General features: G+C 41.9%; 19 protein-coding genes and 1 rRNA gene. 16 read left to right on the top strand and 4 right to left on the bottom strand.

Features of this window, described 5'->3' with window-relative positions; translation table 11 throughout:
* Positions 1 to 9 precede the first annotated feature (9 nt).
* Positions 10 to 124: ribosomal RNA gene (gene rrf, locus B9T19_RS07265) — 5S ribosomal RNA — on the top strand.
* Positions 125 to 276: 152 nt separating this feature from the next.
* Positions 277 to 870: a cysteine hydrolase family protein gene (locus B9T19_RS07260; RefSeq protein WP_233146817.1), complete on the top strand. Its 594-nt coding sequence runs from the start codon at positions 277 to 279 to the stop codon at positions 868 to 870.
* Positions 871 to 981: 111 nt separating this feature from the next.
* Here the strand turns inward: B9T19_RS07260 and dnaB are convergent, their stop codons facing one another.
* Positions 982 to 2,373 (bottom strand): replicative DNA helicase, encoded by a 1,392-nt coding sequence (dnaB, locus tag B9T19_RS07255; protein ID WP_094567950.1) that lies wholly within the window; start codon positions 2,371 to 2,373, stop codon positions 982 to 984.
* Positions 2,374 to 2,967: 594 nt separating this feature from the next.
* Here dnaB and B9T19_RS07250 point away from each other — a divergent pair.
* The 5 genes from B9T19_RS07250 to htpX all read left to right on the top strand — a co-directional run bounded on the left by B9T19_RS07250 (position 2,968) and on the right by htpX (position 6,793).
* Entirely contained in the window at positions 2,968 to 3,576 is a 609-nt protein-coding gene (locus B9T19_RS07250) for a DUF882 domain-containing protein (RefSeq protein WP_094567949.1), read from the top strand.
* Positions 3,577 to 3,764: 188 nt separating this feature from the next.
* Entirely contained in the window at positions 3,765 to 4,448 is a 684-nt protein-coding gene (locus tag B9T19_RS07245) for an NUDIX domain-containing protein (RefSeq protein WP_158214379.1), read from the top strand.
* A gap of 19 nt (positions 4,449 to 4,467) precedes the next feature.
* Complete coding sequence (locus B9T19_RS07240; RefSeq protein WP_094567947.1) at positions 4,468 to 5,088, top strand: L-threonylcarbamoyladenylate synthase; 621 nt, start codon at positions 4,468 to 4,470, stop codon at positions 5,086 to 5,088.
* A gap of 91 nt (positions 5,089 to 5,179) precedes the next feature.
* Positions 5,180 to 5,551 carry a 50S ribosomal protein L19 gene (gene rplS / locus B9T19_RS07235; protein ID WP_094567946.1) on the top strand — a complete coding sequence of 124 codons (372 nt, stop codon included), beginning with the start codon at positions 5,180 to 5,182 and terminating at the stop codon, positions 5,549 to 5,551.
* A 357-nt stretch (positions 5,552 to 5,908) separates the two neighbouring features.
* Positions 5,909 to 6,793: a protease HtpX gene (htpX, locus tag B9T19_RS07230; protein ID WP_094567945.1), complete on the top strand. Its 885-nt coding sequence runs from the start codon at positions 5,909 to 5,911 to the stop codon at positions 6,791 to 6,793.
* A gap of 213 nt (positions 6,794 to 7,006) precedes the next feature.
* Here htpX and B9T19_RS07225 read toward each other — a convergent pair whose 3' ends face one another.
* Both B9T19_RS07225 and B9T19_RS07220 read right to left on the bottom strand, forming a co-directional pair.
* The gene (locus B9T19_RS07225) at positions 7,007 to 7,813 is read right to left on the bottom strand and encodes an IclR family transcriptional regulator C-terminal domain-containing protein (protein ID WP_158214378.1); all 807 of its coding nucleotides are present in this window, start codon (positions 7,811 to 7,813) and stop codon (positions 7,007 to 7,009) included.
* Positions 7,814 to 7,959: 146 nt separating this feature from the next.
* On the bottom strand, positions 7,960 to 8,778 hold the full coding sequence (locus B9T19_RS07220; RefSeq protein WP_143436866.1) for an IclR family transcriptional regulator C-terminal domain-containing protein: 819 nt from the start codon (positions 8,776 to 8,778) through the stop codon (positions 7,960 to 7,962).
* Between the two features lie 360 nt (positions 8,779 to 9,138).
* Between B9T19_RS07220 and B9T19_RS07215 the strand changes: the two genes are divergently transcribed.
* From B9T19_RS07215 to B9T19_RS07175, 9 genes are all read left to right on the top strand, one after another.
* Entirely contained in the window at positions 9,139 to 9,987 is an 849-nt protein-coding gene (locus tag B9T19_RS07215; protein ID WP_158214377.1) for an alpha/beta fold hydrolase, read from the top strand.
* 158 nt (positions 9,988 to 10,145) lie between these two features.
* The gene (locus B9T19_RS07210) at positions 10,146 to 11,294 is read left to right on the top strand and encodes a muconate/chloromuconate family cycloisomerase (RefSeq protein ID WP_094567941.1); all 1,149 of its coding nucleotides are present in this window, start codon (positions 10,146 to 10,148) and stop codon (positions 11,292 to 11,294) included.
* A 199-nt stretch (positions 11,295 to 11,493) separates the two neighbouring features.
* On the top strand, positions 11,494 to 11,784 hold the full coding sequence (gene catC, locus B9T19_RS07205) for a muconolactone Delta-isomerase (RefSeq protein WP_094567940.1): 291 nt from the start codon (positions 11,494 to 11,496) through the stop codon (positions 11,782 to 11,784).
* 318 nt (positions 11,785 to 12,102) lie between these two features.
* Complete coding sequence (catA, locus tag B9T19_RS07200; protein ID WP_094567939.1) at positions 12,103 to 13,038, top strand: catechol 1,2-dioxygenase; 936 nt, start codon at positions 12,103 to 12,105, stop codon at positions 13,036 to 13,038.
* A gap of 499 nt (positions 13,039 to 13,537) precedes the next feature.
* Entirely contained in the window at positions 13,538 to 14,200 is a 663-nt protein-coding gene (locus B9T19_RS07195) for a 3-oxoacid CoA-transferase subunit A (protein WP_094567938.1), read from the top strand.
* Between the two features lie 11 nt (positions 14,201 to 14,211).
* A complete protein-coding gene (locus B9T19_RS07190) occupies positions 14,212 to 14,883 on the top strand; it encodes a 3-oxoacid CoA-transferase subunit B (protein ID WP_094567937.1) in 672 nt (223 codons plus the stop codon).
* An 89-nt stretch (positions 14,884 to 14,972) separates the two neighbouring features.
* Positions 14,973 to 16,184 (top strand): 3-oxoadipyl-CoA thiolase, encoded by a 1,212-nt coding sequence (gene pcaF, locus B9T19_RS07185; RefSeq protein ID WP_094567936.1) that lies wholly within the window; start codon positions 14,973 to 14,975, stop codon positions 16,182 to 16,184.
* A gap of 623 nt (positions 16,185 to 16,807) precedes the next feature.
* On the top strand, positions 16,808 to 18,415 hold the full coding sequence (locus B9T19_RS07180) for an SLC13 family permease (protein ID WP_094567935.1): 1,608 nt from the start codon (positions 16,808 to 16,810) through the stop codon (positions 18,413 to 18,415).
* Positions 18,416 to 18,507: 92 nt separating this feature from the next.
* A complete protein-coding gene (locus B9T19_RS07175) occupies positions 18,508 to 19,491 on the top strand; it encodes a helix-turn-helix domain-containing protein (protein ID WP_094567934.1) in 984 nt (327 codons plus the stop codon).
* 299 nt (positions 19,492 to 19,790) lie between these two features.
* Here the strand turns inward: B9T19_RS07175 and B9T19_RS07165 are convergent, their stop codons facing one another.
* A complete protein-coding gene (locus tag B9T19_RS07165; RefSeq protein WP_094567932.1) occupies positions 19,791 to 20,303 on the bottom strand; it encodes a flavin reductase in 513 nt (170 codons plus the stop codon).
* Between the last annotated feature and the right edge of the window lie 10 nt (positions 20,304 to 20,313).

Below are 20,313 nucleotides of genomic sequence, written 5' to 3'. Positions count from 1 at the left end.
ACCAGTTTTCCTGGGGAAAATAGCGCTATGGAACCACCTGATCCCATCCCGAACTCAGAAGTGAAACGTAGCAGCGCCGATGGTAGTGTGGGAGATCCCATGTGAGAGTAGGTCAACCCCAGGGCTTTATCCTAAAAGCCTCTAGCTTAACCGCTAGAGGCTTTTTTCTTGCGTGCGCTTCATGCTTATTGCGACCGTAGTGTTGCAACTTTGTTTAATAGAGATTGTTATGTTACAAAGGAATTATGGATGAAATAGAATATAAGGGGAGATCTAATGATGCAGAAGCGCTCTAAGGCAGTAGTTTTGATTGATTTAATTGAAGAGATAGTAGGGAAAGAGGGGCTATCAAATAGTAGTTATCAACAATTTATTCAGAGAAATATCTTAGAAGAGAGTAATCGTGCTATTGCGCTAGCTCGATTGGAAGAGATTCCTATTATTTGGGTGAAGGTGGGCTTTGCAGATGACTATCACGATATCCCAAGATTCTCACCGATGTTTCATCAAGCGAAAGAGCGAGGCGCATTACGACTTAACTCTCCTAATAATTGTTGGATTAAAGGATTAGAGCAGAGTGAAGAGGATCATTACTTTATTAAAAAAGGAGTGAGTATTTTTACCGGCAATAATTTGGCGAGATGGCTTGAGATATCTAAAATTGATACTCTTATTTTAGGAGGTGTGAGCTCACTGCTAGCTATTCAGAGTAGTGCAAGAGAAGCCCATGAGTTGGGCTTTAGAGTTTATGTCGTTGATGAGCTTTGTGCTGCTAAGAGTTTTGAGCTTCATCAAGAGAGTATGGATGCATTAGAAGGATTAGCCACGGTGATTTCAATCGCAGAATTAAAAAAACTCCTAGAAGCATAGCTCCTAGGAGTCTTGTTACTCATCTATTGCTTGTTTACTGTTGCTATTTTTTAACTTCTTTAACTTCTGATTTTGTCTTATGGCTTTGTCAATTTATATAAGGAGCCGTGATTATTCATCAATAAATTGATCAGCAAAATCTCGTGTAGAGAGATTCATAAAGCGTGAATAGCGTCCTTGGAAGCTCAATTTTACTGTGCCGATAGGACCATTACGTTGCTTAGCGATAATAATTTCAGCGATGCCTTTCTCCGGAGAATCCTCATTATAAACCTCATCACGATAGACAAAGCAGATTAAGTCAGCATCCTGCTCGATCGCACCAGAGTCACGAAGGTCACTCATAACAGGACGCTTGTTAGGCCGTTGCTCAAGACTACGGTTGAGCTGTGATAGAACAATGACCGGACAGTTGAGCTCTCTTGCCATCAGTTTGAGCGAGCGTGAGATCTCAGAGACTTCTGCGACTCGATTATCAGACATTCCAGGGATGCTCATCAGTTGAAGGTAATCCACCATCACTAACCCTAATTGCCCATGATCACGCTGTAATCGACGAGCTCTAGAGCGCATTTCGGAAGGGCTTAAACCACTCGTATCATCGATAAAGATCTTTGTTTGAGCTAGAGTTTTTGTGGCATCGCTCAATTTCTTAGCCTCAATTTCATTGAGCTCACCGGTTCTAATTTTTCCTTGTTCAATCCCTCCGATGGAGGCGAACATTCTCATAACGAGTTGTTCTGCAGGCATCTCCAAGCTAAAGATAGCAACAGGCTTATTTGTATACATCGCAACGCGTTCAACCATATTCATTGCGATTGTTGTTTTACCCATTGATGGTCGACCGGCAACAACGATCATATCACCATTTTGTAGACCTGATGTCATCTCATCGAATTGATCCCATCCTGTCGGCGCACCGGTTACTCCTCCTTGAGATTGTGCCAATTCATCGATTCGCGCAATGGTACTCTTTAGAACATCACGAATATCGATTAGCCCGGCATCCTGCTTTGTTCCCTGTTCGGCAATTGCGAAGACCGCTTGCTCTGCAAATTGGATCAGCTCATTACTGCTACGACCATCAGGATTGAATCCAGAGTCGGCAATATTAGTTCCTACGGCGATTAATTTACGAATAACAGAACGGTCATAAACAATATTGGCGTAGGCAGCAATATTACTAACCGAGGGCATATCTTGTGCCAATGTGGCAAGGTAGGGAAGTCCCCCCACATCTTCGAGCATCTCTCTCTGTTTTAGATGATCACTGACGGTTAAGATATCGACCGTCTGCATCTCATTGTAGAGAGAATAGATGGTCTCAAAAATAATACGGTGATTTTTACTATAGAAGTCGCTAGGTGATAGTAGTCCATCGATCCTATCCCATGCATCTCGATCAAGTAGCAACCCTCCTAAGACAGCTTGTTCAGCTTCTATGGAGTGGGGCGGAGTTTTGATCTGTGCGATATCGCTATCTTGTGATGATCTATTTTGCATATTCTCTTTTAAAATGTATTCTCTTATAAAGCAAGTATTGCACTATCGAAAAGATATAGAAAGATATAACAGAAGCGGTAGAAATTTTAAAAACAGCTAAGAAGATGCTTTAATAAGCATCCTCTTGAAAATACTGATTTAATGCGTTTCTCTTACTTAGATCTGCTACCGATCAGGGCTCTGTTATGACGAAACCTATTTTATCATGTTGGTAAAAAAGCGTTGCGCTTGATGATACTTTTATAATAGAATTCTTGGAATAATTCTTATCTTCATTTAGAGAGAATCAATGATTAAAGGGTAGGGTAGTCGCAGATGCTGACTATTAACCTACTGTTATCTTAGGGATTAAAAATGGGACTCAATCTTGCAATCTGTTATATGAAATAATTAACTATAATTTAATAGTATAAGTATCTTGATCAAAATTAATTAATCTATATTAATTATTTAATGAATTTACAGCTTGTAAGGTTGCATTTTTAGGTTATGAACATTACACTGATTTCTCGATTTAGGAAATCAGTTGATAATAGAGCGCTAAGAGACTAAATGAATAAGTCTGTTAGTCGAACAAGCAAGGGTTAAAGATACATGGATAGTAAATTGATCATTACGGACAGAGAGTCTTTTATAGAGCAGCATAATGAATTTGTATGTGATAATAGACGTAATCTTTTGAAAGTGGCGACAGGCGTTTTAGCCGGATCAGCTGTCTTCGGTATCTTCGGATTAAATCCAGCATTAGCGAAACAAGCAGTGTCGCAAGAGCGTGAATTAACAATTTATACGCCCGCATTAGGTGAGACTACTCGCACTGTTTACTGGACACCTACAGAAGGCTATATCAGAGAATCATTAGATGAGATCTCTTGGGCTTTAAGAGATAGAAGAACAACAACTTCTAAACTGTATGATCCTAATGTACTTGATCAACTATTTGCTTTAAGACTCCGTTTAGGCTTTAACAAGCCAGTTCACGGCTTAAGTGGTTACCGTTCTCCACAAACGAATAGAGCTATCCGTGGAGCAAAATCAAGTCTCCATATGCAAGCAAAGGCGATTGATATTCGTATGCCGGGTATTGCAACTCGTAATCTCCGCAATGCAGCACTTTCCCTAAAAGCAGGTGGTGTTGGTTACTATAGCCGTTCAGCTTTTGTGCATATTGATAGCGGTGCAGTGAGAAACTGGGGCCGTTAATTTTAGATTTTTATCGACAAGAGATAGATTTGTTAGAGAGCCACTTCTTATAAGAAGTGGCTTTTTATTTTTCCATACCTTTTCTGTAAATTTTATAAATTTTTTATAAATATCTATGATAAATTCCTATGCTTTATACTAAAGGTTTAAGGGCGATATTACTTAGTAAAATTTTAGAAGGGGGTGGCATGGAAGCGCAAAAATGTATTAAAGAGAGTGACAAGAGAGGGCTTATAGAAGAGCTTCCTCGGGATAGTAGTGGAAAAATCTTGGATAAAAGTAGTGTTCAACTCCAATCTCGCCGAAGAATTTTTGATGGTTTTTTTAAAATTGATGAGGTTATCGTTGATCATCAACGTTTTGATGGAGAGATGCTCTACGATATTCGTCGCGAAGTGATTGTAAAGTGTGATACGGTGAGTATTCTTCTCTATGATCCAAAGTTAGATCATCTACTCTTTGTTCGACAGCTTCGTGTGCCTCTCTTAGAGCGAGAAGAGCGACCTTCGCCTTGGACTATTGAGATTGTTGCAGGAACAATCGATCGTGCTGAAACGCCGGAGATGATTATTCGTGCAGAGGCGAAGGAGGAGGCTGGAGTTGATATTGAGACATTGATCCCAATTTATCAGTACTACCCCTCAACAGGAGGAAGCCCGGGGAAAATGCATCTCTACTTAGGACTCTGTGATCTTCGCCATGCCGGCGGCTATTATGGGGTTGAAGAGGAGGGAGAAGATATCGAAGCATTTACTATGACTCGAGAAGAGGCTTTTCAACTATTAGATCAAGGAAAGTTGGATAATGAGTTTACGCTCATTGCCATTTTATGGTTTAAACTACATTATCAAGAGTACTTGATGAGTGCATAAGCAGCAGAAGGAGGCTTATATGTTATTAAGGATTCATCCAGAGACACCACAAGCGAGATTGATTGAGCAGGTTGTTTCAATTTTTCGTAATGAGGGGGTTGTTGTCTACCCGACTGATTCTAGTTATGCTATCGGTTGTATGGTAGGAAATCAGCGCGGTATGGATCGCATCTTAAAAATTCGTCAAGAGAGTGCTAAAGATCACTATTTTTCTCTAATTTGTAAAGATCTTTCAGAGCTATCGCACTATGCCGTGGTGGATAATCCTCAATATCGCCTCTTAAAAGCGATTTTACCAGGACCGTATACGCTTATTTTACGTGGAACAAAAGAGGTTCCTAAAAAACTTCTGATGCCAAAACGAAATACAGTAGGACTTCGTGTGCCAAATCATGTTATAATCCAAGCTGTTTTAGCAGAGCTCGGTGCCCCGATACTCTCTACCACCTTAAAAATCCCTGGTTATGAAGCTTATGAGCTAAATGATGCCACCTTAATTAATGAGGTCATAGGGGATCATGTTGATGCGATTATTGATGGTGGAGCATGTAGTATGGCGCCAACGACAGTCATTGATCTGAGCGAAGGAGCCCCTGAAATATTACGTAAAGGGCAAGGCTCAACAGCTTTGTTTGAATAAAAGTGATACCAATAATTGAATATTGGTGTATAATGCTTTGCTTAGAATAAATCTGGGTAAGATGGTTATTTCATTAGAAGGTTTAACGGACATGAATATTATTAAACAATTAGAGCAAGAAGCAATGCAAGGCAAAGAGCTTCCTGCTTTCAACCCTGGCGATACAATCGTTGTAAATGTAAGGGTAAAAGAGGGCGATCGCGAGCGTATTCAAGCATTTGAAGGTGTTGTGATTGCAATTAAAAATCGTGGAATGGGTTCATCATTTATCGTAAGACGTATCTCTCACGGTGTTGGTATGGAACGTACTTTCCAAACTTATAGCCCATTAATCGCGAGCATCGATGTTAAACGTCGTGGTAGCGTTCGTCGCTCTAAGCTCTACTACTTGCGTGAACTTTCAGGTAGAGCAGCAAGAATTAAAGAGAAATTACCAGCGCGTAAAACAGCAGCGACTGCATAAATTTCGAAATTCTTTGAATCCAGATGAAGACCTTGGTGATTTTAATCGCCAAGGTTTTTTTCTATCTTCAATCTTAGCTGAACACAAATCTAAATAAAAATCTAAACCAAATTTAAAGCTTAAGCCTAACGCTAAATCTTGGATATAAGCGTGATTGATAATGATCGATATATATTGTATTTAGGGGAAAAAGCCTCATATTATTAGGGTGAAGTAGAATAAATCTTGTCCTGATCGATATAATAGATGATGATCGATTGAGATAGAGAGATAAAAAATGGGATCTGATTTAGATCGAAGCGTTGATCAGATCTGTTAAAAGTATTGCAATATATTTATAGAAGAGAAGGAGACTCTATGTTTAAACGAGTTGCTTTATGGGTTGCGATGAATATCGCGGTGATCGCAGTGATCACTATTATCTTAAAAATTACCGGCTTAGATACCGCTATTTCAGGTGGGCGAGGCCTCTTTCCGATGTTACTCGCTTGTGCTGTAGTGGGATTTGCCGGTTCAATTATCTCCTTACTAATGTCAAAAAGTATGGTGAAGCGTTCTATGGGGGTTCATGTAATTGAGGCACCTCAGAATGAGTTTGAAGTATGGTATGTCAATGTTGTTGAACGACAAGCGGCGGCATTAGGTTTAAAGCGACCTGAGATTGGCATCTTTGATTCTCCTGAACCTAATGCTTTTGCGACAGGTGCAAGTCGAAATAATTCATTAGTAGCGATCAGTACAGGGCTCATGCGCGTGATGAATAAAGAGGAGATCGAAGCCGTTGTAGGCCATGAGATGGCACATATTGCGAACGGTGATATGGTGACAATGGCTCTTCTGCAAGGGGTTCTCAATACCTTTGTGGTCTTCTTATCTCGGATTATTGCGGAAGCAATTGCCTCTCGTGGAAACTCCAATGGTGAGAGTAGCAGTAGTGGAATCTATATGATCAGTACGATTGTATTGCAGATCGTCTTTGGTGTTTTAGCACAAATTATTGCAAGTTGGTTTAGTCGTCATCGTGAATTTAGGGCTGATGCCGGAGGCGCAAGACTCACCTCTAATCGACAAATGGCAAATGCGCTAGATGCATTGCGCCGTAAACCTGAACTCAACCAAGATCTTCCCGGACAATTTGCCGCATTTGGTTTTACCGGTTCAATTCGGGATCTCTTTAGTACCCATCCTCCTCTAGAGAAGCGTATTGCGGCACTGCTTGAGGCTGAAAATCGTCAGAGATAGGATAGAAACAAGTTAGAGAAAAGATAAAAAAGAACTCCAATCGCTAACAATCATTGTATTGAAAGTGATTGGAGTTTTTTTTATCTATATTGTCTATATGCATCTATATATGTCTATATGTCTATTTAAAATAGGGAGAAAGCCGGAAAAATGGTCTGTAAGAGACTTTTATACTTAAGAGTGATCCCTATTAGATAGACATTAGAATAAGTATTAGATAAAGGTCGTTAAAATTGCCGCCGCTTTTTGGAGCGCAGGAAGACATTTGCTAATTAACTCATCGATACTATATTTGAGCGTTAAAGCACTAATGCTGATGGAAGCGATCACTTTGCCACTTCGATCAAAGACCGGAACGGAGATTGAGCGCAAGCCTACCTCTAACTCCTGATCAATAATGGAATATCCCTCTCTATGCACCTTTTCGAGCTCTTCGAGAAGTTGGTCTCGGTCATAGATGGTGCGATCGGTATAAGGAATTAGATTAGATTGTGCCAAGATTTCGATCTGCCGCTCTTTAGACTCAGCTGCGAGCAGAACACGACCGATCGAAGAGCAGTATGCCGGTAGATGGCTTCCGATCGTTAAGGTATTGGACATGATTTTTTGTCGATTATCTGATGAGCGGGCGATATAGATCACCTCATCTTTGACTAATACTCCCATCGTAGCCGTCTCATTAAGCTCTCTTGTGAGATTCTCTAAGATCGGCTGTGCCGTGGTTGATAGTGTTTGTGAGTTGATATAATCATGTGCAATCATCAGCACCTTAGGGGAGAGCTCATAATAGCGGTCATCTTGTAGGACATAGCCTAACTCGACTAAGGTGAAGAGCCCTCGGCGAACCGTTGCGCGTGGGAAGCCTGTCTCTTTGGCAATATCGGAGATCGTTTGTGCTCGTTTGCTCGTTGAGAGAACCTCAAAGATCATCAAGCCTCTGGCAAAGGAGCTTAGAAAGTCTGCATTATCTGCATGTTTCTCCAATGTTTTTCCATATTCTTCTATTGATTCTTTCTGCATAAGCATTTTATCCATGGTGGTGGGGAATATCGCTTGATCGGAGATTCTCACGCTTGAGTATCTAAAGATCTATATTCCCTATCAGTATAGCCCTTATTAAGTGATCTCTCTTTAGAAATCTCCCATAAGAAGCATTATGAAAAGTTCTATAAAAAGGTTCGAAGGAGTTGTGCTGATCGTTGTAGTACCGGTAGAAATTTATTGATCATATCCTCAACAGAATTTCGCATCGCATGGGTACTAATATTGATTGCCGCAATAATTGCTCCTGATTTATCGTAGACCGGTACGGCAATAGAGCGTAAGCCAATCTCTAACTCTTGATCAATTATGGCATATCCTTGCTCTTTGATCTTCTCCAATTCCGTTAAAAGATCCTCTTCTGTATGAATCGTATTGGGGGTATAGATCTTTAGCTGATGCTGAGCTAATAGTTCGATCTGTCTCTCTTTAGGTTCGGCAGCTAAGAGAACGCGTCCCATTGAGGTACAACAGGCGGGTAACTGACTGCCAATTGCTAAAGTATTTGACATGATCCGCTGCGTATTTTCTGACGAGCGGGCGATATAGACAATATTGCTCTGCGCTAAAACTGCCATTGAGGAGGCTTCATCAACCTCTTTGGTAATATTCTCGAGGATTGGCTGCGCGGCATTGGGAAGTGATTGGGAAGAGATAAAGCTGTGAGAGAGCGTTAAGATCTTTGACGTTAAGGTATATTCCCGATCATTTTGGCTCACATAACCGAGTTTCACCAGTGTATAGAGTCCGCGTCTTACCGTTGCGCGTGGAAAACCGGTGATTTTGGCAATATCGGATATTGATTGAGGACGTTTACTGTTAGAGAGAACTTGGAATATCACAAGTCCCCGGGCAAAAGCGGTGATGAAGTCAGGGTCTTCTGCATATTGCTCTAAAAGGGGAGAGAGCTCTTCCATATAGTTATTCTGCATCTTTTCCGTCACTTTGTTCCTATCCGGTTTTCTAAAAAAAGGGCAATCCTCGATAAATTTTTACACATTATAGACGATAATTTTTTTCTATGTAGAAGATCTGATTCATAAAAGTATTAAAGATTTGACAATCCTAGTGGGGTATGAGATTAATAAGTTGTGGGCGATCAATGGAGTCCTGGTTCGACAGGCGAACATGGAGCGCTGAGTAGGTTAAGAGTCGAGATTTCAAGCATCTTTAAGATCTCAGCATTCAAAAAAATCTCTTAAAAGAGTCGTGTAAAAGAATCGTTTAAAAAAAATCATAAAACTATATAAGAGATAATCACTCAAGAGATTAATTCATCACCGAGTGATAGGTTGAGGGATAGATTGAGTGATATAAAAGAGAAGTATCAACAGCATCAAGGAGAGGAAGCAGTGAAGCATCAAGAGCAGCGATATAACGAAAAGATCAATTATCTCTATGTGGCGGGGGAATCCCCTCGTGACCTCATCGTATTCTTACATCCTTTGGGGATGAATCGACATGTTTGGGATGAAACGATCGCCGCTTTTGAATCGCAATATGATCTTTTAGCGATCGATCTCCCTGGACATGGGAATAGCCCCGCACCGAGCGAGGATGAGCAGTGGCGAATTGAGTCATTAGCAGAGATGGTGTTGGGATTAGCAGATCAGTTAGGCTATCAGCGCTTTCATTATGTAGGAACCTCTATCGGTGGTGCGATTGGTCAAGAGATTCTTCTTTTAGCGCCAGAGCGTCTGAAAAGTTTAATGATTACCAATAGCAGCCACAAAATTGGTGAAGCTTCTGCTTGGGAGAGCCGTGCGGCAGATGTTCGTCAGATCGGTTTAGCTGAGATGGCACCAACAATTGTCCCTCGCTGGTTCGCTTCTGATTATCTAGAGAGTGCCATCGAAGAGGTTGAGGATTGGAAGCGCTCATTAGCGGCAACAAGTAATGAAGGTTACGCTCAGTTATGTGAGGCATTAGGTGCTTGGAGTGCGACCGATCGTCTTCCGAACCGTGATCAATCAGTGCCGGTTCTCTGTCTTGCAGGGAGTGAAGATAAGGCGATGGCGCTTAGCAATATGGAGCAATTAGCCGATCTGATGGGGGATAGAGCACTTAAAGTATTAGCTGTTGGTCATGTCCCTTCGGTCGAGGCACCAGAAGCATTTAATCAAATCTTGGCAGAGTGGTTAATGGCGAAATAGTGTCATTACACCATATTATCTAGAGTTATCATCTAGAGCCATCATCTGTAGCTATTATTTGAAGTCGTTATGAAGCCACTATGAAGCTACTATGAAGTTACTACCAGGAGAGGCTGTGATAGCTTCTCAATAGAGTACCGAGATATAAGGAATAGAGAATGACCCTTTTAGCAAATCAAACATTATTGACAGATCGTATCGCTAAGATTGAGACATTGATTGTCGATCTTCCTACCATTCGTGGGCATCAACTCTCGATGACAACGATGACAACCCAAAGTTCTGTGATTGTAAAAATCTATACAGAAGGGGGCGTATTGGGATTAGGAGAAGCCGCTACAATTGGAGGGCTTAGTTATGGCCCTGAGAGTCCTGAAGGGATGCAATTGACGATCGATCAATATATCGCCCCTCTTCTGATTGGGCAATCGATCGCTTCTATCAAAGCATTAAAGGTGCGAATGGCGCAAAATATTCGTGGCAATTACTTTGCTAAAAATGCTGTTGAAACCGCTCTTTTTGATATTCAAGGGAAGATTCTGAATGTTCCGATCTCAACGCTTTTAGGTGGAAAAGTTCAAGATCATCTCTCTGTTTTATGGGTATTAGCAAGTGGTGATACAGAGAAAGATATTATTGAAGCGAAAGAGATGATCGCTTCTGGACGCCATAAAGATTTCAAATTAAAGATTGGTCGTCGGCCTGTGAAAGAGGATGTTGCCCATGTGATCGCTATTAAAGAGGCGCTAGGGGAAGAGAGTATGGTCACTGTTGATGTGAATCAAGCTTGGAGCGAGGCGGAAGCAATAGTGGGGATGCAACTACTACAAGATGCCGGTATCGATCTTGTTGAGCAACCTTTAGCTCAACATGAGATTGCCGCCCAGGCGAGTTTAAGTGAGCGCTTTAATATTCCTATCTTAGCAGATGAATCGGTCGGGCTTCCTTATGAGGGCTTCAATATCGCTAAGATTGCCGGCGCAAGAGCATTTGCTCTAAAGACCGCAAAATCTGGGGGGATGCTTGGAGTTTTAGCATTAGCAGAAGTGGCTCAAGCTGCGGGGATTGGCCTCTATGGTGGAACGATGTTAGAGGGATCGATCGCAACAAGCGCCGCTATTCAAGCCTATTCAACATTGCCGAGACTTGAGTGGGGAACGGAGCTCTTCAGCCCTCTTCTCCTCAAAGATGATATTGTCGTCGAACCGCTTCAATACCGTGATTATGGGGTTGAAGTGGCCGATAAGCCGGGATTGGGGCTTGAGCTTGATGAGGATAAGATGAAGTTCTATCGCCGCAAATCGTAAATGATTCATGATCTGAGGGAGAGAATCTACGAGATCGTGAAATATTCTCATAATGAGATGAAGTAAAAATTTAAAAAATAGAAAACCGAAAGTGGAGAACCGAAAGTAGAGAACCATATCGGTTCAGGTAGATCTAGATAAATCAAGTTTATAGAGATCAAGATTATATCGATCGAGCAGTTAATCAGAAGGAGAAGTCATGCTGTTTAAAGTTGAGATGATTGTCAATATTCCAGAGTCAATGGACCCTGATCGCCGAGCAGAGATTTTAGCGACGGAGAAAGCCTATTCGCAAGAGTTACAACGCTCCGGCAAGTGGCGTCATATCTGGCGTGTAGCGGGTCAATATGCCAATGTGAGCATCTTTGATGTTGAGAGTAATGAAGAGCTTCATACATTATTAACTGGCTTACCACTCTATCCCTATATGGAGATTTCGGTTGAGGCGCTTTGCCGTCACCCCTCTTCGATTCGTGAGGATGATCGCTAGCTGACGCTACTGCAAGTAGCAGTAAGAGGAGTCGATAATTGATTCCAATAAGTTATTGAGAGAAGCATTATTGAAAGAAGTTTAACGTTCTGTGGCGAATTGAATGCCATTAAGATTGGCTGCAGAGCGATTGAGCGTAGAGCTTAAGAGAGATCACACTATTAATATTGAACAATTAATAATTGAACAATTGATATCGAATAATTGATATTAAAGCAAAAAGATAAAAGAGATGACTCAATTAAGCTTGCAGAAACGATCGACCTTAAGAGTCGAATAGATATAAAAATGGTAAACACCAAAGTTAGGAGAATAAAGATGAAAACAAAGATTTCTAGTCCAGAGTTTTTAGAAGGTTTTTTACGTACAGCTGCAGGTTACGATTCAGATGAGGGGAATCCACGCGTTAAGGAGATTGTTCATCGTCTTTTATCAGATCTCTGTAAAGCGATTGATGATCTTGATATTACGGTAGATGAGTTTTGGCATGGTGCCAATTATCTTCTTCGCTTAGGTCAAGCGCATGAGACAGCACTCTTAGTTGCAGGCTTAGGCTTAGAACATATCCTCGATGTACGTGAAGATGAGCTTGATGAGAAAGCGGGATTAGCAAAAGATGGCGCAACACCGAGAACGATTGAAGGGCCGCTCTATGTTGCCGGCGCTCCAGTTGTTGAAGGGGAAGCGCAACTTGATGATGGAACTGATACCGAGAGTGATTTGATGCATCTTTCAGGAAAGGTGGTTGATGCCGTAACAGGAGAAGTGATTCCTAACGCAACGGTAGAAGTATGGCACTGTAATAGTAAAGGAAATTACTCTTTCTTCGATCAGAGCCAATCAGATTTCAATATGCGTCGCACAATTAAGACCGACAATGGTCAATATACTGCGCGTAGTATCGTTCCGAGCGGATACTCTGTTCCACCAGGAAATCCAACAGAGCAGCTCTTAACACTTTTAGGTCGTCATGGATCTAGACCTGCACATATCCATTTCTTTGTTCATGCACCAGGTTATCGCCATTTAACAACACAAATTAACTTAAGCGATGATCCGTTCTGTCATGATGATTTTGCTTACGCAACGCGTGATGAGCTGATTGTTGATGCTGTGGAAGTAAACGATCCAGAGAAGATTGCAGCCGCTAAAATGAAAGGTCCTTATAAAGAGTTAGTCTTTGATTTTTCATTAACGAAAGCAGCAGATAGTGATCAGGAAGTGCGTAGCTCACGTGCAAGAGCGGCACTCTAAAAAGGGCGTTATTAGAGGTGCATCTTTTCTATAGAATCATTTTAAGGAGGATGCATCGCTATTTCAGTGAGGATTCTCCATAGCCTCACAGAAAGAGAGATAGAGTCGAGCTCTTTATTATGGAGTTTGGCTCTATCTCTTTTCATCTCTCTATGATCTATCGCCATAATAGATGTAACAACAATAAAATAAGAATAATAAAAAAGAACCATAAAAGAATCATAAAAGAGCGATAAAAAATCAGAGAGATGCTATAAGCCGTAGTTGAAGAATAAAAACTAGCACAATGAAAGAATTTTAATAAATTCAACACTTTAAGGTGATTGGAATCCCCTTTTTTGCGCTCTATTTTCTCAAGAAGAGTTTAGAGATTGAGCTTTAAGGGAAGATGCTGGAAGAGAAGTGGCAACAAGAGAGTGGCAGGGGAGAAAGGCAATATTTATCACCACCTACCATCACAACATATATTTTTACAAAGGGATATTACAAAAGGATCAATATGATTAATAAAATTAGCCCATCTATTCATGCAGCGATCGGAAAGATATTCGATGGCGCCACCGTTATGATTGGCGGATTTGGGACGGCAGGGCAGCCTGCTGAACTCATAGATGCGCTGATTGAACATGGCGCTACGGATCTTACTATCATCAATAATAATGCCGGCAATGGAGATATCGGTTTAGCCGCACTTCTTAAGGCTAAGCGCGTTAAAAAGATTATCTGCTCGTTTCCTCGTCAATCGGACTCCTATGTCTTTGATGCCCTCTATCGTGCAGGAGAGATTGAATTAGAGCTCGTCCCTCAGGGTAATCTTGCCGCTAGAATTCAAGCCGCAGGATCGGGCTTTGGTGCGATCTTCACCCCAACGGGCTATGGAACAGAGCTTGCAAAAGGGAAAGAGACTCGAGAGATCAATGGCAAAAATTATGTTTTGGAGTATCCCATTACGGCTGATTTTGCCTTAATCAAAGCTTATAAGGGAGATCGTTACGGCAACCTTATCTATCGAAAAACAGCACGGAACTTTGGTCCTATTATGGCAGCCGCAGCAGCAGAGACTATCGCTCAGGTGAATGAAGTGGTCGAGGTAGGCGCCTTAGATCCTGAATGTATCGTCACACCCGGCATATTTGTAACAGATGTTGTGGAAATTAGATAAGGAAGAGAGAGATGACAAAAAACTATAAACCATTAACGAGAAATGAGATTGCCGCTAGAGTTGCTGAAGATATCTTTGACGGTGCTTATGTCAATTTAGGGATCGGTCTTCCAACCTCAATTGCCAACTATTTAGGGGATGATAAGGAGATCTTTCTCCATAGTGAAAATGGATTATTAGGGATGGGGCCATCACCGGCACCAGGAGAGGAAGATCCTGATCTGATTAATGCCGGAAAAGAGCTAGTAACCTTGTTACCAGGGGGAAGTTACTTCCATCACGGTGACTCTTTTACCATGATGCGAGGCGGTCATATCGACATCTGTGTCTTAGGGGCATTTCAAATTGCAGAAAATGGAGATCTTGCAAATTGGCATACCGGCGAACCTGGTGCAATCCCTGCTGTCGGTGGAGCGATGGATTTAGCTATTGGTGCGAAAAATGTCTGGGTTGCGACGAATCATACAACACGCGATGGAACGCCTAAGATCGTTAAAAATTGTACTTATCCCTTAACCGGTATTGGGTGTGTTGATCGAATTTACACCGATCTTGCGGTGATTGATGTACGTGATCAAAAACTCTATGTGACCGAGCTTTTCGGGGGAATTACCTTCCCTGAGTTAGAAGCGGTCACTGATGCCCCCTTAATCGATGCAACTTCTGAGCGTAAAGCCTTATAGCGTAGAGCATTATTTTAAGTGCATTAAGTGCATTAAGTGCATTAAGTGCATTGAGAAAATAGAGAAGAGTAGAGAAGAGAGAAGAGAAGATGAGAGAGAGAAATGCTTATATTTGTGATGCCATTCGTACCCCATTTGGGCGATATGGTGGCGGATTGGCCCCTGTTCGTGCCGATGATTTAGCGGCGTTACCGATTACGGAATTGATGAGCCGTCATCCTCAAGTAAAGTGGGAAGCAGTGGATGATGTTATTTTGGGGTGTGCTAACCAAGCCGGGGAAGATAATCGTAACGTTGCGCGAATGGCTTCATTATTAGCGGGATTACCGCAAGAAGTACCTGGGGTGACGGTCAATCGATTATGTGGTTCTAGTTTAGAGGCGATTGGTTCAGCAGCTCGTGCAATTAGAGCAGGAGAAGCAGATTTGGTGATTGCCGGTGGGGTTGAATCGATGACACGTTCTCCCTTTGTTGTTGGTAAGAGCGATAGCGCTTTTGGTCGTAGGCAGATCATGGAAGATACCACAATGGGCTGGCGCTTTATCAATCCAAAGCTAGATCAGCTTTATGGTACGGAAACGATGCCGGAGACGGCAGAAAATGTTGCAGAACGTTATCAGATCTCTCGAGAAGATCAAGATGCTTTTGCTTATGCAAGTCAGATGAAGGCAGCTCATGCAGATACGGCAGGATATCTTGCAGAAGAGATTATACCGGTCCAAATTCCTCAAAGACGTGGTGAAGATCTTATCGTTGCTAAAGATGAGCATTTACGTCCGACAACGACATTAGAGGGATTAGCGAAACTGAAGCCTTTCGTTAAAAAAGAGGGTGTTATTACTGCCGGTAATGCCTCTGGGATTAATGATGGTGCCGCAGCACTTCTAATCGCCTCAGATGAGGCAGTTGCACAGTATGGTTTAACGCCTAAGGCACGTATTGTCGGCATGCAGAGCATGGGGGTTGAACCTTCAGTGATGGGGATAGGACCCGTTCCCGCCGTTAAGAAGCTACTTAAACGATCTGGTTTAACATTAGCAGAAATGGATGTTATTGAGCTTAATGAGGCATTTGCTGCCCAAGCATTAGCCTGTATTCGAGAATTAGGCTTAAAAGATGATGATGCGCGTATCAATCCCAATGGTGGAGCCATTGCTCTCGGTCATCCTTTAGGGGCTTCCGGCGCACGATTAGTGATCGCCGCGCTCAATGAATTACAGCGCCGAGAAGGGCGTTATGCACTCTGTACCATGTGTATCGGTGTCGGGCAAGGTATTGCCTTGATTATTGAACGAGTTTAATAAATAGTCGGAGAAGAGAGATTGTAGGCAGTAGGAAAATATTCAATTTTTCTAAAATTACCATGATCTTTTCATGTTCTCCCAATTAACTATTCCACCAGTACTTTTAGCTATTAGCACTTAATTGTTATATCCGCTCTATCAGTAAAATCTCTTTGAAATCGATCAATAGAGCGCCTCTTTAAGTAGGGGCGTTCTCCTTATGGATCTTATCTTTTAAAAGTTCTAAAAGCTCTAAAAATTCTAAAAGCTTTCTAAGAGTTTTTGGTCGTTTGAATAGAGGATCGCCGATAAAGGATGGGTAATGGTTATTGGTTTTTGGGGTTAAGCGGGCTGGTTTGGTAAAGAATTTAGAAGAGGATTTCAAAGAGTATTTGGCAGAGAAGGAGGTGGATTTTAGGTCAGTCTATTGGAGTAATGGATCGATATATTCGAGATGGTTACGTTGGTTGAGCTAAAAAAAATAGCAAAGAGGTTAAGCGCCTTACCATTTGTAAAAAATAATAGATAAAGCAACAGACCGGTCAGAGAGTAAGGTTAATGTTGCAGATAATAAGTCAATTAAGTCAATTAAGTCAATTGTAATGAAGAGAAAAACCTCCAGAGGTTAGAAGAGAGATAGCATGAAAAAAGTTAATAACTATCTATGGGAATCCCATAATAGATCAAAAGAGATGCTGACCATGAAGCGACTGAGAATGTTGTTTACAGGAGGTATTAATAATGAGACCGGCTTAAGACCGGAGATTGGTAAAACTTATAGTTTGACTCAGTTTTTAGGATTGATACTGGGGCCTCTCCTCTTTATTTTAATCTATTGGGTCTTTCCGCTTGAAGGGTTAAGTGAGGCAGGAAGAGGCGTCTTAGCCACTATTACTTGGGTAGCAACATGGTGGATTTTGGAGGTTTTGCCTTTAGGGATTACGTCACTTTTACCTATAATCCTATTGCCCATCTTTACAAATGTGACAGGTAAAGAGGCGGCAACGAGTTATGCAGATCCCTTAAATTTCCTCTTTTTGGGAGGCTTTGCTATTGCATTAGCACTTGAGCGTTGGCGTCTGCATGAACGGATTGCTATTACGGTGATTAGTCTTGTGGGTACGAGTCTATCCGGGCTTATTATCGGCTTTATGTTAGCGACCGGTTTCTTATCGATGTGGGTCTCTAATACGGCAACGGCACTCTTGATGATTCCGATTGGAACGGCTATTGCAAGTAAAGTGATTGAGCTTATGCGAGAAGAAGAAGGTCATAGTGAGCTAGAGGAGATCAAGGTTCAAAAATCAATTATCTTTGCGATCGGATTTGGTGCCACGATTGGTGGTAGTGCGACATTGATTGGAACGCCTACTAATCTGATCCTAGCAGGGCTCTCAAAAGAGCTGTTAGGCATCGATATCTCCTTTGCGCGTTGGATGCTCTTTGCCGTGCCTTTGATCTCGCTCTTGATGATCTGTGCCTCTTTCTATCTTACGCGAATTGCCTATCCTTTGAAGGTGAAGAAACTTTCGGGCAGTGTCGCTTTTATTGAGCAGACCCGTAAAGATTTAGGGCCGATGAGTTATGAAGAGAAGATGGTCTCCCTGATCTTTATCTTAACGGCATTCTTCTGGATCTCTCGCTCTTTTCTCTGGGTCGGTGTTATTCCCGGTATTAGTGACACAATGATCGCAATTGCCGGCGCGATCCTCCTCTATCTTGTACCCACTAAGCGGGGAGATAATGGTCGCCTTCTTGATGGTAGCTCTTTAAAAAAGATGCCGTGGGATGTGTTGCTCTTAGTAGGAGGAGGAATGGCGATTGCCGTTGGTTTTGCAAAGACGGATCTCTCTTCTTGGGCTGGCGATCAACTCTTAGCGCTTCGAGGAACCTCCTATTTTCTGGTTCTCTGCTCAATGACCATCATCAGTATTTTAATGACACAAGTAACACCTAATACAGCAACGGGAACAATTCTCCTTCCAATAGCGATCACACTTGCTGTTGCGACAGATGCACATCCCTTACCTTTGATGGCTGCCTCGGCGCTTGGCGCAGGATTTGCCTATATGATGCCGATCAGTACCCCGAGTAATGCCATTATCTTTGCAACCGGAAAGATCACCTTTAGAGATATGTTATCGAAAGGAACCTTTTTAACTATCGTGACCCTCTTTTTGATCATTCTCTTTATCTATCTGCTATTCCCCTTAATTTTTGAGGCAGATTTAGCGGCAGAATTGATCTAAAGCAGGGATCTAAAGAGGCATTTAAATAGAGCAGATCATCTCTCTAATGGGGGATCTGCTCTCAGCAGTAGATCTAGTAGACAGAGGAGCGAATGATGATATTGAGTCAGTTGTTGCCCGATAATCTTCCCATTGTGAAGAGTACCATTGGGGAGAATTTGGGGTTTATCTATGAATCTTTAGAGGAGATCTCTCGGGAGTGCGCTTCAATGCCGGAGTGCGGGAGCAATATCCTCTATGACAAGATGCGAAACTCAACTCGTAATAGCTTCTATCAACTGCTCTATATCACTGAAGGGGAGGCTATCTTAGAGCATGCCACACAAAAAAATGTGATTCGAGATCGTCCCTTTATCTACTATTCAGCGCCGGGACGAGCACAAAAGATCACTATTAGAGGATGTGTTAAAGGGCATCTTCTCTTTATCTCAAAAGAGATTTTGGTGGATATACTCAATAAGCTTCCCGATGCTACTCGCTCTTATCGTGATGAGGCATTTATTCTCGATCTTGCGTTAAAGCGGGAGAATCATTCAGAAATTGCTATTTTAGAGAATGCTTTAATATCAATTCAAGAAGAGATCGCCAAAGAGGAGAGTTTGGGGCTTAGAGCGCTGTTACTCTGTTGGATCCGGCTCGCTTACATTGTCTCTTTTCGTCTAGCGCATCATGGATCTGCGCTCTTTCTCTGTCAGCATCGACATGCGGAGAAGTTTCGGCGTTATCTTCATCTTATTGATGAGCATTTTCGCGAGCATTGGGCATTGCCCCTTTATGCAAAGCATCTCAATATCACGGTTTCGACCCTTAATAATATCTGCCGGGAGCTAGGGGGATTGCCGGCAAAAGAGTATGTTGCACAGCGTCTTGTGAAAGAGGCAGAATTTTACTTAAAGTACCAATCACTCTCAATTATTGAGATCGCACATCAATTGGGATTTAAAGATTCTTCCTATTTTACCCGCTTTTTTAAACGTCATGCGACCATTACGCCGACGGCATATCGGCAAAAAATTGATGATAATAATCGAGATGAAGAGATCGTGCCGAATCATGATCTAGAAGCGTTTGATTGAAGAGGGGGAGATGTGAGAGGCTGAAAAAAGAGATGAGAGAGTAATGGCCGTTACTCTCTCATTTTTTATTAAAATTGTTATTAAAATCAATATCAATATCAATATCAATATCAATATCAATATCAATATCAATATTGTGGTTGTTAGGCTTGCTCTATTTCAGACCTATTATGATCTATCCCTGATCTGCTTCAGCATGAATCGCTATCGATCTTATCGTTGTATCTTTGTATCTTTGTATCTTTGCGCGCTTCTTATGCTGAGCATTCGCTTTTGAAGATGTTGAGCGCTGATTTTAGTTATCGCATCTCTTCACCAATGGCATGAAACGCACGAGAGAAATAGGCAAGAGCCGCGCCGCCATTGCGGTTTCGTATCTCAAAGAGCTCAATAAAGAAGAGGGTATGGGTTCCCATCTCCATCGTTTGAATAACCTCTCCTTGTAGATTGGCAAGAGAATCTTGCAAGATAGGTAGTTGATGCGCTCCTTCGCACCATGCATGACGGCGAAAACGTTCTTCGATATTCAGTTGTGTCAAGCCGGCGAAATCCTTTGCGGTCTCCTCATGCTCCTTTGCTAATATATTGATCGCAACAACACCATTTTCTTTGAGCGTTGCATTTGTTTTACTATGCCGATTGACAGCAATCATCACTGTTGGGGGTGAGTCGGTAATTGAACAGACTGCTGTAGCGGTTAAGCCACATTTTCCCGCACGACCATTAGTCGTAATAATATTAACTGCCGCCGAGAGCGAACTCATGGCATCGCGAAATTGCTGCTGAATGGGGGTTAGTTGAGGTTTATTCATCTTCTCCTCC

The sequence above is a fragment of the Ignatzschineria sp. F8392 genome, assembly GCF_002252045.1.
GTDB lineage: Bacteria > Pseudomonadota > Gammaproteobacteria > Cardiobacteriales > Wohlfahrtiimonadaceae > Ignatzschineria.
This window is presented reverse-complemented; position numbering and strand designations above follow the sequence as displayed.